Source organism: Brevibacillus brevis (assembly GCF_031583145.1).
Taxonomy (GTDB): Bacteria; Bacillota; Bacilli; order Brevibacillales; family Brevibacillaceae; genus Brevibacillus; species Brevibacillus brevis_E.
In genome coordinates this window covers 984,118-997,448 of sequence record NZ_CP134050.1, presented here as the reverse complement: position 1 = coordinate 997,448, position 13,331 = coordinate 984,118, and the positions used below count along the sequence as shown (strand labels likewise).

The 13,331-nt window shown below is 53.7% G+C and carries 11 protein-coding genes; 5 read left to right on the top strand and 6 right to left on the bottom strand.

Going from position 1 to position 13,331, the window contains the following annotated elements:
• Positions 1 to 24: 24 nt before the first annotated feature.
• Complete coding sequence (locus tag RGB73_RS05030) at positions 25 to 351, bottom strand: DUF1904 family protein (RefSeq protein ID WP_310769721.1); 327 nt, start codon at positions 349 to 351, stop codon at positions 25 to 27.
• A 266-nt stretch (positions 352 to 617) separates the two neighbouring features.
• Between RGB73_RS05030 and RGB73_RS05025 the strand changes: the two genes are divergently transcribed.
• On the top strand, positions 618 to 1,448 hold the full coding sequence (locus tag RGB73_RS05025) for an undecaprenyl-diphosphate phosphatase (RefSeq protein WP_310769719.1): 831 nt from the start codon (positions 618 to 620) through the stop codon (positions 1,446 to 1,448).
• Positions 1,449 to 1,561: 113 nt separating this feature from the next.
• On the opposite strand, the gene RGB73_RS05020 is transcribed toward RGB73_RS05025, so the two are convergent.
• Both RGB73_RS05020 and RGB73_RS05015 read right to left on the bottom strand, forming a co-directional pair.
• A complete protein-coding gene (locus tag RGB73_RS05020; RefSeq protein WP_310769717.1) occupies positions 1,562 to 3,595 on the bottom strand; it encodes an ABC transporter ATP-binding protein in 2,034 nt (677 codons plus the stop codon).
• Positions 3,596 to 3,599: 4 nt separating this feature from the next.
• Positions 3,600 to 5,351: an ABC transporter ATP-binding protein gene (locus RGB73_RS05015; RefSeq protein ID WP_310769715.1), complete on the bottom strand. Its 1,752-nt coding sequence runs from the start codon at positions 5,349 to 5,351 to the stop codon at positions 3,600 to 3,602.
• 460 nt (positions 5,352 to 5,811) lie between these two features.
• On the opposite strand from RGB73_RS05015, the gene RGB73_RS05010 reads away from it, so the two are divergent.
• Positions 5,812 to 7,170 (top strand): TrkH family potassium uptake protein, encoded by a 1,359-nt coding sequence (locus tag RGB73_RS05010; RefSeq protein WP_310769713.1) that lies wholly within the window; start codon positions 5,812 to 5,814, stop codon positions 7,168 to 7,170.
• 263 nt (positions 7,171 to 7,433) lie between these two features.
• On the opposite strand, the gene RGB73_RS05005 is transcribed toward RGB73_RS05010, so the two are convergent.
• The gene (locus tag RGB73_RS05005; RefSeq protein ID WP_310769711.1) at positions 7,434 to 8,582 is read right to left on the bottom strand and encodes an acyl-CoA dehydrogenase family protein; all 1,149 of its coding nucleotides are present in this window, start codon (positions 8,580 to 8,582) and stop codon (positions 7,434 to 7,436) included.
• A 285-nt stretch (positions 8,583 to 8,867) separates the two neighbouring features.
• On the opposite strand from RGB73_RS05005, the gene RGB73_RS05000 reads away from it, so the two are divergent.
• The 3 genes from RGB73_RS05000 to RGB73_RS04990 are packed head-to-tail and all read left to right on the top strand — an operon-like array spanning position 8,868 to position 10,358.
• The gene (locus RGB73_RS05000; protein WP_310769710.1) at positions 8,868 to 9,662 is read left to right on the top strand and encodes a MerR family transcriptional regulator; all 795 of its coding nucleotides are present in this window, start codon (positions 8,868 to 8,870) and stop codon (positions 9,660 to 9,662) included.
• A gap of 19 nt (positions 9,663 to 9,681) precedes the next feature.
• A complete protein-coding gene (locus tag RGB73_RS04995; protein WP_310769708.1) occupies positions 9,682 to 10,044 on the top strand; it encodes a DMT family transporter in 363 nt (120 codons plus the stop codon).
• The gene (locus RGB73_RS04990) at positions 10,044 to 10,358 is read left to right on the top strand and encodes a DMT family transporter (protein ID WP_310769706.1); all 315 of its coding nucleotides are present in this window, start codon (positions 10,044 to 10,046) and stop codon (positions 10,356 to 10,358) included. The genes RGB73_RS04995 and RGB73_RS04990 overlap by 1 nt, the downstream gene beginning before the upstream one ends.
• Positions 10,359 to 10,794: 436 nt before the next feature.
• Here the strand turns inward: RGB73_RS04990 and RGB73_RS04985 are convergent, their stop codons facing one another.
• Both RGB73_RS04985 and RGB73_RS04980 read right to left on the bottom strand, forming a co-directional pair.
• Positions 10,795 to 11,775: a peptidoglycan D,D-transpeptidase FtsI family protein gene (locus tag RGB73_RS04985; RefSeq protein WP_310774140.1), complete on the bottom strand. Its 981-nt coding sequence runs from the start codon at positions 11,773 to 11,775 to the stop codon at positions 10,795 to 10,797.
• A 358-nt stretch (positions 11,776 to 12,133) separates the two neighbouring features.
• Positions 12,134 to 13,306, bottom strand: coding sequence for an MFS transporter (locus RGB73_RS04980; RefSeq protein ID WP_310769704.1), 1,173 nt, complete (start codon positions 13,304 to 13,306; stop codon positions 12,134 to 12,136).
• Positions 13,307 to 13,331: the final 25 nt, after the last annotated feature.

The window sequence follows — 13,331 nt, the reverse complement described above, 5'->3', positions numbered from 1 at the left end:
CAGCACGGAAAATCTCGATCTTGTCTAAAAATGTTTGCCGTTTGCGTAGTAGCTTTCCTTTTGGTAAGGGATGAAAGCCATTTCCACCTCGGGAATGCCGAGGGACAGGACATGCCTGGTCACGATTTCGGCAAACCGATCTCTTGTCTCCTGACCGCGCTCGAACCAACCTACCTCGATGAACGGATAGGATTCTACCACTTTTCCTCCAAACACGCCTGTCGTATGCAAACATTCGATGGTAAAATTGTCCGTTCCGCACCCGCAGAGCGCAGCCAGCTCCGTGAGCAGCGGCTCGCTGACGGTCGCCAATTGTTCTGCCTTGATCCCTCGCACGATTAATTGCGGCATAACGGTTCCTCCTTTTCCTTGCAGTAGGCAAATGACTGTCTTTATCATACCTTTCCTCTTGTTGTCTGAGTAGCCAATTTTTACGCCGCCTTTTTTACAGAAGACCTGTACCGTTTCCCTGGTGTGAAACGTATCTTCCTTTTGGTTTTCCCCTCCCAGCAAGGAAAGGCTTACTATTTTGCAGCATTTATATTAAAGTGTATGAGGGACAATTCTATTACACGTGCGCCCAAACTAGAGAGGCGTTTTTGGAAAGGTGAGTAACCATGGATCTTTGGCAAATTTTCGTGGCGTTTGTGTTGGGACTCGTAGAAGGACTCACGGAATTCGCGCCCGTCTCCTCAACTGGGCACATGATTATCGTCGATGATACCTTACTGCATTCAAAACTGCTGTTTTCACCGGAAGTCGCGAATACTTTCAAGGTAGTCATCCAGCTCGGCTCGATTCTAGCAGCCGTCATCGTCTTTAAGGATCGCTTTCTCAGTCTTCTCGGACTCAAAAAAATCTCCCCGGATGGCAACGGCCCAGGCCACAAGCTCCGTTTGTCTCAGGTGATCGTCGGACTTTTGCCGGCTGCCGTATTGGGATTGCTGTTCAACGACTACATCGATGAGTATCTGTTCTCGGTCAACACCGTATTGATCGGACTCGTGGCCGGCGCGCTGCTGATGATCGCCGCCGACTGGTTCCGCCCAGGAAAGCCGAAAGCGGCGAGTGTCGACCAAATTACGTACAAACAGGCATTCATCATTGGCTTGTTCCAGTGTATTGCGCTCTGGCCCGGTTTTTCCCGCTCCGGTTCCACCATCTCCGGAGGGGTCTTGCTCGGTCTCAGTCACCGGGCCGCTTCCGACTTTACCTTCATCATGGCGGTTCCTGTCATGGCGGGCGCCAGCTTTCTGTCGCTCCTGAAGCATTGGCAGTTCATTACGGCGGATACGCTCCCCTTTTTCATCGTCGGGTTCATTAGCGCATTCGTTTTTGCCCTGCTGGCGATTCGCTTCTTCCTGAAGCTGATCAACAAAATCAAGCTGGTGCCTTTCGCTCTGTACCGGATCGTACTGGCTGCGATCATTTTCTTCTTCGTCTGGTAAGCAAGCCCGGCGACTTCATGCAAAAAAGCTGCCTTTCCATTGAACTGCCCCCTCTGTTAGACAGGAGGCACCGTTCCATGCGGGCAGCTTTTTTCGTTGTCCAGAGCAGCTTTTTACGGCGATGCCAAGACCGCGCCGCTTGACGCAGCCTCCCCTTGCTGCAGCTGATACATCTGAAAGTACTTTCCGCGCTTCTCCATCAGTTCGTCATGCTTGCCCCTCTCCACGATGGTTCCCCGATCCAGCACCAGAATTTGATCGGCGTTTTTGATCGTCGACAAGCGGTGGGCGATGATGAATGTCGTCCGTCCTTTTTTCAATACCTCCAGCGCTTCCTGGATGATCCCTTCCGTCTCGGTGTCGATGCTCGCCGTGGCTTCGTCCAGCACCAGAATGGCGGGATCAAACGCCAGTGCCCTCGCGAACGAAATGAGCTGACGCTGCCCGGCGGAAAGCGTGCTTCCCTTTTCGATCACCGGCTCGTCGAAGCCATTGGGCAAGGTCTTGAGCAAATGGTCCGCTCCTACGTCGCGGAGGGCTTTCTCCGCCTTTTCCCGGGTGATTGCCGGGTCTCCCAGGGTCACGTTGGAGAGAATCGTTCCGGTGAACAAAAACGGATCCTGCAAAACGATGCCCATGTGCTGGCGAACCTGCTGGCGGGTCATATCCTGCACATTCCGCCCATCGATCATGACAGCCCCCTGACTGACGTCGTAGAAGCGAAACAGCAGGTTGATGATAGAGCTCTTGCCGGAGCCGGTATGGCCAACCAGCGCAACCGTCTCTCCGGGCCATGCCTCGAAGGATACGTCGCGCAGGACGTATTGGGAAGGCTGGTAAGCGAAGGAAACTCGGTCGAAGCGGACGTTTCCCTGATAGCACGGCATTTTTCCCCGATCGACTTCCGTGCCTTCCTCGTCGAGCAGTTCAAAGACACGCTCTGCCGCTACCCTAGCCTGCTCGAGCGTGGCCAGCTGGTTGACGATTTGCGTGATCGGCTGAAACAAGCGGTTCAGATAGTCTACGAATGCGTAGAGGACCCCCATCGTGAACAGGCTTCCTACCCCGCCGGACGCTCCGCCCACATACCAGATGAACAAAACGAAAGCGGTGTTGCGCAGCAGCTGGACCAGATTGAAGGAAGCCAGCGAGTTGAAGCGCTGCATCTTTTTTTGATAGGCGAAAATCTCTTCGTTGATCTCGTCGAATTCCCGCTTCGTCTCCGTCTCCCTGCGAAACGCCTGGATGATGGCCATGCCGTGAATCGATTCGTTGATCATGGCATTGATGTCACTCAGTCGGCTGCGAATGACCTGGTTGTAGGCAGCGGCGTACTTCCGGTAGAGGAAGACCCAGACCGCCATGATCGGCAGAATAAGGAGGCAAACCATCGCCAGACGAACATCCAGCAGAAACAGCGCCGCGAAAATCCCGATCAGATAGATGCAGCTGCTGAAAAACTGGTCCAGCACCTTGGTAAACAGCTCACGGACAGCCTCCGTGTCGTTCGTGACGCGGGCAACCACCTTCCCCGCAGGCAAATTGTCGAAATACGTGATCGGCAGACGCTGAATGTGCGCGAAGACGTCAATCCGCAGCCTTTGGATGACTTGGTTGGCCGACTTCTGCAGCATGAACTTTTGTCCATAATGAAAGACCGACGCCAGTGCGATCAGTCCCATATAGACGGCGGCCAGAGTCAAAAGACCCTTCGTCTCCGGGCGGAAGAACCCGAATGCCTCCTGGACGGACAGCTTTTGGGCCGGATACGTGGCGCTTCCGGAATCGCCCGCGACGGTGAGCAGACCATCCCGCACCTCCCTCGCACCATCCGCCGCGATCGGCTGCCCGATAAAGTAATAGTCCCGTCCGACCTGCAGCACGCGTACTTGCTGGCCCTGCCGCTCCGTCCCGCTCAAATGGTCTTGGCGGGTGTACCATTTCCCTTGATAAAAGGCGGAATCGCTTCGCTCCTCCGTCTCGTACCACGGCTGCTCGATCCCGAGAATGTGGGTATCGATCATCTTTTTGGCCAAAAAGGGACCTGTCAGCTCTGCCGCCACCGCCAGGGACAGCATCAGGAGGCCGAGCAGGATCGTTTTCTTGAAATAAGCCGCGTAGCGGAATAATCGCTTTCCTGTCGACATGCAATCACTCGCCTTCCGTCAATTGCGCTTCCATTTGCTGACGCTCGTATTGTTCCTTGTACCATCCTCCGCGCGCCATGAGCTGCTCATGCGTGCCTTCCTCCACGACTCTTCCCTCGTCCAGCACCAGCACCCAATCCGCATGCTTCACGGCGGACAGGCGATGCGTCGTGATGATGGTCGTTTTGCCTGCGCGCTCCCGGCGAATATTTGCGATCATTTCCGCCTCCGTCTTGCCATCCACGGCCGACATGGCATCGTCGAGAATCAAAACTTCCGGCTGGATGAGCAGGGCGCGCGCGATCGACACGCGCTGCTTTTGGCCCCCCGACAGAGCTACCCCTCTTTCCCCGACGAGCGTCTCCACCCCTTCCGGCAAAAACGTCACATCACGGGCAAAGGCGGCCAGCCGCAAAGCCTCCTGCAGCTCCTCCCGCGTACCGTCCTTGCTTCCGAACAGCACGTTTTCCCGCACGGTCTTGGAAAACAGGATTTGCTCCTGCGGAACGTAGCCGATCCAGCCTTTGAGCGTGTCGAGCGAGATTCTCTCCAACGGCGTGCCGGATATCGTGATAGAGCCCTTCCCGAGCGGAAATTCGCGCAAGAGCTGGCGAACCAGCGTCGTCTTGCCGCTCCCTGTCCTCCCGACAACGCCCAGCGTCTGTCCCCGCTCCAAGGAGAAGGAAACTTCTTTCAACTGGTCGACATGAGCGGTCGGATAACGGAAGGTGACGCGGTCGAATTGAATCGTTTGCGGAATTTGCGGAGATAGGGGCTCCGGATGGTCCGTCACATCGGCCTGATACGCCAATGTCTCCTGGACGCGGTCGAGGGAAGCGCTCCCCCGCTGCATGACGTTGATCAGTTCGCCGATGGCAAACATGGGCCAGATCAGCATCCCCAGGTAGACGTTGAAGGCGACGAGCTCTCCCAGCGTCAGCTCCTGGCGGAAGACGAGGTAGCCGCCGTAGATGAGGCCGATCATGTAGCAGATCCCCACGAGAATTTTTACGGTCGGTTCGATCAGCGAGTCGACTTTGGCTACTGCGATATTCTTCTCGTACACCTCGTCCGTCATCGCGCGGAACCGCTTTTCGTCCGCCGTCTCCTGTACGTATGCGCGAATGACCCTGACGCCTGCCACCGACTCGAGCACCTGATCGTTCAGCTCGCCGAAGGAATCCTGCGCCTTGGAAAACCGTTCATGAATGACCTTCCCGTACCGGTGAATCGCATAGGACATCAGCGGCAAGGGCAATATGGAGGCCAGAGTCAGCTTCCAGCTCACAAAAAAGCCCATCGTCAAGAGAATCGCGCCGGTAAAGCACGCCGAGTCCACCAGCGTCAATATGCCGAAGCCCGTTGTCATCGACACTGCCTTTAGGTCGTTCGTGGCCCTTGCCATCAAATCGCCCGTGCGGTTTTTTTGATAGAAGGTCGGGGTCATCTTCAGAAAATGGCTCATCAGCCTCGATCGCAGCGTCCGCTCCGCCAGAAACGCCCCTCCGAAGAGTTTGTTCACCCACACGAGATTGACCAAGTAGAGGACGACCGCCAGCCCTGCATAAAACAGGAGGATCTGGAGCAATCGCTCCCCGGTCATCGTCCCCATCTGCAGCTCGTCGATCGCCACCCCGATGATCTTCGGCGGAACCACTTCGAGAATGCCGCCGCAAATCAGCAGCAGAATCGCGACGATATACCGCTTTTTATGCTCCCGAAAAAACCAGTCGAGCTTCGATAATACTGAAAACATCCGCCCTCCGCTCCTCTCTTTTTTGTGGAACACCGCTGGTCAGCCTCGCTCCCCTCTGCGCTTCCGGCTTTGCCGCTACCAGAAGTCCTGCCTTTTTCCGAAAAAAAAGGCACATCGCCCATGGGCAATCTGCCTTTTCCCTCCTGAGAACAGAAAAAGCGCGGGTTACGAAGACAGGTAACCAGCGCCGCGTGTACGTGTACAGTAAAACGTGCTTACTTTACTCGCCCGGATCGTGTGGTACCGTCATGTATCCAATTTTGTCCGCATTGATGTACAAACCGAATCATGACAATCCCACCTTTCCACAATTGTTGTAAATTTCCAATAAATACATTCTGAACTTTACCATTGGCAGCACGCCATTGTCAACGGTTTGTTTTTGTCGACATCTCCATTTTTGCTCGCTCTCTTTTTTTGGTATGATTACCTTTGAAGAAAAACCAGGAGGCCATTCGTTTTGTTAACTTCCTCTCAAAAACGCCGTTTGACATCTGTGCAAATCATCGTCTTTTTTTATGTGGGGCTGATTCTGGTCTCTTCGGTGCTCTTGTGCTTGCCTATCTTCCACAAGCCAGGTGTGTCGCTGTCGTATATCGACTCCCTGTTCACGGCGACAAGCGCCATCAGTGTCACAGGTCTCACCGTCATCACCGTCCACGAAGTGTTCAATCAGTGGGGCATCCTGTTTTTGACTCTGCTCTTTCAGGTCGGCGGGATCGGGATCATGACGCTGGGCACTTTTTTTTGGCTGCTGCTGGGGCACAAGATCGGACTGGAGCAGCGCATCTGGATCGCCACGGACCACAATCGCGCCACATTGTCCGGGCTCGTCGATCTGATGCGGAATATTCTCGTCATTGCCATCATGATCGAGCTTGCGGGCACGATATTGCTTGGCGTCCACTTTCTGATCGCCGGTTATTACAGTGACTGGTATACCGCGTTTTACCACGGCTATTTCGCCTCGGTCAGCGCGTTTACAAACGCCGGATTCGACTTGTATGGAAACTCGATGCTCGGCTTCACCCACGACTACATTTTTCAGTCGATCGTCATGATATTGATCATCTGCGGCGCCATCGGCTTTCCCGTTCTCGTGGAGCTGCGGACCTACTTGTCGTACCGCCGGGCCAAGCTGCGGTTTACCTTTTCGCTGTTTACCAAAATCACCACGCTGACCTTTTTCTCCTTGATCGTAGCAGGCGCCGTGCTCATCTACCTGTTTGAGCGGCACGCCTTTTTCCAGGGGCAGACGTGGGATCAGATCTTGTTCTACTCGTTGTTTCACTCGGTCTCCTCGCGAAGCGGCGGGCTGGCGACCATGGACATCAGCCTGCTGTCTACGCCTACACTGATCATGCTGTCAGGGATGATGTTCATCGGGGCTTCTCCGAGCAGTGTCGGCGGGGGGATCCGGACCACGACGTTCTTTGTCCTGATCGCCACCGTGTTCGCGAACATGCGAGGCTACAAGGACGTCAAGGTATTCGGCAGGGAGCTGGTCGAAGAAGACATCATGAAATCATTTACAGTCTTTTTCGTCGCTGTCATCCTGGTCTTCAGTGCCGTCATACTCCTGGTCTGGATGGAAGATCTGCCCTTCCAGCACGTCCTGTTTGAGGTGTGCTCCGCCTTCGGAACGACCGGCTTGTCGACCGGAATCACCTCGAATCTCGGGACAGGCGGCAAAATCATCCTGATCATCACCATGGTCGTAGGGCGGATCGGGATTATCAACCTGCTGCTGTTCCTCAAGCGGAAAGAGCAGATCGTGCGCTACCACCATCCAAAAGAGCGCGTGATTATCGGGCAGTAGGGTGGCTTGTACACCTTCACCGCTGAGCGGCCGAGACTGTGCAAAGCAATCCTGCCGGTCTGGAATCACTGTTCAGTTCTGCGAGCCTGACAAAGAAATATGCCTGTGTGGGCTGCCGTCACACAGGCATTTCTTTTATTTGGCGCTGAATTGTCTTTCCCGCATTCTTGCACGCTCTCTTGCACGCCTGCCCCCTCAGCTGTATCCTCAGGGATTGCCGCTTCCTTTGTGCTTCCTTCCCCTGTGGGCATCCCTTGTATGGCTTACTTGTATGCTTCATGCAGCTGGGCAGCAATAATGTTTTTCTGGATTTCCGATGTCCCTTCGTAAATGCGCGTAATCCGGGCATCCCGGTAGAAGCGCTCGATGGGATAGTCCGCGATATACCCCATGCCGCCGTGGATCTGCACCGCCTTGTCCGCTACCCGGTTGTACGTCTCCGAGCCGAGCAGCTTGACCATCGCCGCTTCCTTGATCACTTTCATGCCTTGGTCGACCATCCACGCGACGCGGTACACCATCGAGCGCAACGCTTCCGTCTCCAACGCCATCTCCGCCAAGTAATGCTGAATGATTTGCTGTTCAAAAATCGGCTTGCCGAACTGGACTCGCGTGTGGGCGTAGTCGAGGGACATCTCCAGCAGCTTGTCGCAGGATCCCAGATTCCGCGCGGCCAGCCCTGCCCGTCCGTTGGTCAGGATTTTCAAGGCGTTCACATAGCCTTGCCCTTCTACCCCCAGCACGTTTTCCGCAGGAACTTCGCAATCCTCAAAAAACAGCTCGGCGGAATGGGATCCGTGCAGCCCCATTTTTTTCTCCTTCTTCCCGACGTGGAAACCGGGAAAACCCTTTTCGACGATGAAGGACGTGATGCCTTTCGATCCTTTGGAAGGGTCGGTGACCGCCATGACCGTAAAGACGTCCGCAATAAACGCATTGGTGATGTAGTGCTTGCTGCCATTGAGAATGTACTTGTCGCCCTTTTTCACGGCAGTCGTCTTGAGATTGGTCGCGTTTGATCCCGCGCTCGGCTCGGTCAGGGCAAAGGCGCCGATCCGGTTTCCCGCGGCCATGTCAGGCAAGTATTTGCGTTTTTGCGCTTCGCTCCCCATCTCGACAATGCCGACGGTACCGATGCCGATGTGTCCGCCGATGACGGTCGTATAGCCGTTGTGCGTGCGTCCCAGCTCTTCCGATGCCGCGCACTTTCCCACCATGCCTACGCCAAGCCCGCCGTACTCTTCCGGTATGCTGAGGCCAAACAGCCCCATTTCCTTTGACAGCTCCATGATTTTCCCGGGAATATCATCTTTTTCTTCGATTTCCATTGCGTACGGCTCCACTTCGTGATCGATAAACTCGCGTATGCCTCGCTTCAACGACAGGATCTCCTCTGACAATCGAAAATCCATCAGACTCACACTCCTCGTTAGATCAGGATCAGTGCAGATACCGCTATCGGTTGTTTTCGCCGCGTCTCCTCGTCTCCCCTCCTGCAAGCGCTTTCTCTGTTGTCCAACAATAGCCTTGGCATGAAGAAGCTCCCTCTTTGAGCATATGCTCGGTTCTTCACTTTTCTGCTGCTTGTTGTCCTCCTAATGGCTTCCTGTAAAATGGACTGGAAAAACAGGCTCCACCTTCTTGACTCTCACCTATACGTGAGGGTTTAGTATAGGTGGCGGGAGGTGCAACCAGAGATGTATAAAATTGGGCAACTGGCCAAAGAGGCCGGCATTTCGATTCGGACGCTGCGCTATTATGACGAATTGGGGATCCTGAAACCCTCCTACGTATCGGATACCGGTTACCGGTACTATAACCAAGACGACATCATGAAGCTGCATCATATTGCCATGTTAAAGCAGCTTGGCTTTACGCTCCCGCAAATTCGGAGTGTATTGGAAGAGGGGGCCGGGTGGTTTCGCGCGGAAACATGGACGCACGCGATTCGCATGCAATTGGAGATGCTCCGAAAAGAGAAAAATCGGCTGGATCTGCTCGAACGCATGCTGCTGACCACTCTGCGTACAATTGAACTTCGAAATGAGGTGCGGTCGGAGGAATTGCTCCTGTTCATCCATGCTCTTCAGACGAACGACGACGGCACGGCAGCGAATTCTACTCAGTTGGAAAACCGCATGAAGCAGTTTAATTCCGACGAGCTGACGATTATCGAAAGGCTGCCGAGGTTCGATGAAGACGACCCGCGCGCAGACGAATGGATCGGCTTGCTTCGGGACATTCGCGCCCATATCGGGGAGCCGCCGGATTCCCCGATGTCCAGAAGGTTGGCGAAGCGGGTGCTGGAAGTCGGAGAACAATGGTTCCAGGGCAGAGAGGACGTTTTGGACAAGTATTGGGAATGGATTCGTCCGGAACCCGGAGGCAGCGAAAAGGTCCTCGGCTTGGATGAGGACACGATGTCCTACATCGACCGGATCGTGGACGAATATTTGCGGCAAGGAAAAGCGAAAGAATCGGAATCGCAATGAAGGGAAGGGCGGGGATCATTTGAGCGGAATAGGAAAAGCAGCAAAGACCAGCAAACCGTTAAGCCAAAACAAGGCATGGGCATATGTCGTGGCCGGGGGCGCCCTGGAAATTGTCTGGGCAACGGGGTTTAAATATGACGAGATTCCTTCGATCCTCGTGCTGATTGCCCTTTTGACGAGCTTTGAACTCGTGATCCGCGCCACGAAGGTCTTACCGGTTGGCACGACCTACGCCGTATTTGCCGGAATCGGCACGATCGGAACGGTGGCGGTGGAGTCGTTCTTCTCCGGAGGGATCAGCCTGCTCAAAATCGGCATCATTTTGCTTCTGCTGCTGTTTATCATCGGGTTAAAATTGACCAGCGGGGAGGACCGCCACTGATGGCTTGGACGCTGCTTATTATCGCCGGGCTGCTCGAGGTCGTCGGCGTCATTGGAATCAAACGGGTATCCGTACACAACAACTTTACCAATAACCTCATTCTTCTTGGAGGTTTCATCACCAGCTTCGCCTTGCTGATACAAGCGATGGAGTCGATCCCGCTGTCGACGGCTTATGCGATCTGGACCGGCATCGGTTCAGTCGGTGCGGCAGTCGTAGGCATGCTGTTTTACAAGGAACCCAAAAACACGATTCGCTTGCTCTGCATCCTGGGCGTGATCGGTTGCGTAATCGGGCTTCGGCTTGTCGAATAGCCGGGGGAAAACGGGGACGGATTATTTGACCTGAGCAATCTCCTGGTTTTGTTCCACAGCGGATTTGAGCCTTTGCAGCATGTACCCGATGCCCTTGTCTTACTTTTTCGGGCTTCAGCGGCGGGGGCGGAAAAAGGGGAAAACGCCAAAGGGTAGTAGGGACACTTGCACGGATGTCCTCGCTGATCGGCTGCACTCCAAAAGTGGAACGGCGTCCAAAGCAGCAGTCTCAGGAGGCGTCTCATGGTGGACGCTCAGGCGTGTTCCACTTTTTCCGTTCCGCCTGGGCGGTGTCCTAATACCTTCGCTTTTTTCCCCTTTTTCCTGGACAGCTGGGGTGCTTGGGCGGGCTATTCTTTCCTCTTTCTATGAATACTCCCTCACTTTGCGTTTCACAGGCATGCTGTCTTGGGTTTCCCCCAATTTGCTGCGGCCCTTATCGCTTCTCCAAGTACTGCAAACTCTTTTCCATGACTTCTTTGAACGGCGGTGCAACAATTTTCTTCCATTCTATTCCCACATGAAGTTCAGTCTTAGGGTCATCGACTGCTACGTAAATTAGCAGTTTTGGATCATCGCTTGGTGCAAATCCGAGAAATGAAGCGATGTAATGTCCTTCCATGACCTTTCCTTGCTCATCGTACTTCTGGTTCACAGCTGACTTCCCGGCGACTGGGTATTTGTCGATATGAAATGCGCGCCCCGAGCCAACGTCGCTGTTTACAACCGATTCTAGTATTTCTCGTACCTGCTTGGCCGTCTCCTCTGAAACCACTCTGCGAATCTTGTAATCGTTAGCTGAATCCGCTTGCGCCTTTTTCATCAAATGTGGTTTCAACAGCTCCCCGCCATTGGCGATGGCACCGACAGCGGCTATCTGTTGAATGGCGGAAGCAGATCCTCCGTATCCGATACTGGCCAGGGCCACTTCCCGTGGACCTGTCATTTTGGGCAGTGCTCCGCTTTCTTCGCTTTGAAGCTCGATACCCGTCTTTTGTCCAAAGCCAAATCGATCCCAGTATTCCTGGAGCAAATGTTGTTGCAAATGTTCATAGGCAAGCTTGGCGAATGCGACATTGGAGGAGCGTCGAATTCCCTCTTCAAACGTAATCTTCCCCCACCCGATGCCGTTATTGTGATCTCTAATGGGGGCTCCCGGAATTTCCTTGTAGGTCCCAGACTCATAGATTTCACTCGGGTCAAACTTCCCCTCTTCGATCGCTGCCGCAAGGGTCACGATTTGAAACGCGGCAACCGGGTCGTGCTCCGCTTTGGCCATGTCCGCGGGATTTCCGTTCGGAGCATGCCTGCTGCGGTTCGCCATACCGAGAATCTCGCCGGTAATTGGATCGGATACGATGACCGTTATTTTTTCAGGGTCATAGGCGGCTGCTGTCTTGCCGAGCGCCGCTTCCACCAACGACTGAATCTGCGGATCGATCGTGGTGACCTTGTCGACAGGTTAATCCCGAAAATCTTCGCGCGAATGGATCTACTTGTTCTTTTAACCTTTATGCTGAAAGTATGATAGTTTTTGTACAGCATTATATTGTACTGAATATTCTGACTAATCTTTGCGTTTCCCGTTCCTTGTATTTTTTCTTCCTCGCATCAGCGTGCATGGCCAACAGCTCTTTGCATGATTGCGGATACGGAATCATTCGATCTTTTCCGGCCTTTCCGTTATTGATACATATTTGGCGGTAGTGAAAATCAATTTCCGAAAGGGAAGTTCATTTGCAATCCGCTTTTTTGCGAAGAACTGAAAGATACCCTTACTCCACTGATTGAACCACCGATTGCCGTGATGCCCTGCTGGACAATACAAACACAGCAATGATGGCGATGAGTACGCCGAGTGCCCCGAACCAGGTAACGGATGCCAAAGAAATACGGTTCACGATCAACCCGCCGATTCCTGCACCGACAGCCATGGCAAGCTGCATCATGGAACTGTTCAAGCTAAGCATGACGCCCGAGGATTCGGGAACAAGCGAAACCAGGTTGAATTGCTGCGCCGGAGCGGATGACCAGGCGGTAAAAGACCAAAAGATCAAAATGGCGAATATGGCAATGACCGACTGTCCGACTAAGGATAGCAAAATCAACGAAATGACGTGAAGCACCATCCCTGAAACGAGCGTGTATTTGATGCCCCGTTTATCCGCGCTGTAGCCGCCGACTTTCGAGCCAATCAAACTGGCAATGCCGAACACGAACAGAGCTGCGCTAATCAATGATTCATTGAAATGAGTCACCTCTAGCAGAAAAGGGGAGAGGTAGGTATAGGCGAGCGAATATCCTCCCAACCAGAAAAAAGTAATCGCTAAAGCAACCAAAACTTGAGTTCTTTTTAACAAAGCAAATTGGTTGATCAAAGGGACAGGCTTGTCGCCCTGCATACGTGGTAGAACCGCAGCAATGACAAGCATGGCGATGACCCCGACAATTGCGATGGCCAGAAATACCGCTTTCCAGCCAAAAGCCGAGGCTACCATTCTGCCGAGCGGAACGCCGATGATGAGCGATGCGGTAATGCCCATGGTGACGTTTGCGATGGCGCTGGCCTGCTTGCCTGGCGGAGCGATTTTGGCGGCGATGCTGAGCGCGTTAACGGTGACCACCCCGGCGCCTAACGCCGTAATGATTCTCGCGGCAATGAAGAGACCGAAGCCGGACAATATAAATGTCAGCAGATTTGCGGCAATAAAGAGGCCAAGCGAATAAAGGAGGAGCTTACGTCGGTCCATTTTGGCCGTCAGTGCCATCAAGATAGGCGTGCCGACCGCATAGGCCAGGGAATAAACCGTAATGAGCTGGCCTGCTGCCGCAACGCTTGTTCCCAACGTCGCTGCGATTCGGTCTAATATCCCGGAAATGATGTAATTGGATGTTCCCACTAAAAAGCTGATCAAGGCTAGAACATAAACTTTCCATGTGCTCTTCATAATTCATTCTCCTAATTTTTTTTAA

Coding starts and splice junctions, on each gene's coding strand:
- RGB73_RS04990 (WP_310769706.1), top strand. CDS start 10,044: ATGGCTTGGACGCTGCTTATTATCGCCGGGCTGCTCGAGGTCGTCGGC.
- RGB73_RS05030 (WP_310769721.1), bottom strand. CDS start 351: ATGCCGCAATTAATCGTGCGAGGGATCAAGGCAGAACAATTGGCGACC.
- RGB73_RS05015 (WP_310769715.1), bottom strand. CDS start 5,351: ATGTTTTCAGTATTATCGAAGCTCGACTGGTTTTTTCGGGAGCATAAA.
- RGB73_RS05020 (WP_310769717.1), bottom strand. CDS start 3,595: ATGTCGACAGGAAAGCGATTATTCCGCTACGCGGCTTATTTCAAGAAA.
- RGB73_RS05005 (WP_310769711.1), bottom strand. CDS start 8,582: ATGGATTTTCGATTGTCAGAGGAGATCCTGTCGTTGAAGCGAGGCATA.
- RGB73_RS05000 (WP_310769710.1), top strand. CDS start 8,868: ATGTATAAAATTGGGCAACTGGCCAAAGAGGCCGGCATTTCGATTCGG.
- RGB73_RS05025 (WP_310769719.1), top strand. CDS start 618: ATGGATCTTTGGCAAATTTTCGTGGCGTTTGTGTTGGGACTCGTAGAA.
- RGB73_RS04980 (WP_310769704.1), bottom strand. CDS start 13,306: ATGAAGAGCACATGGAAAGTTTATGTTCTAGCCTTGATCAGCTTTTTA.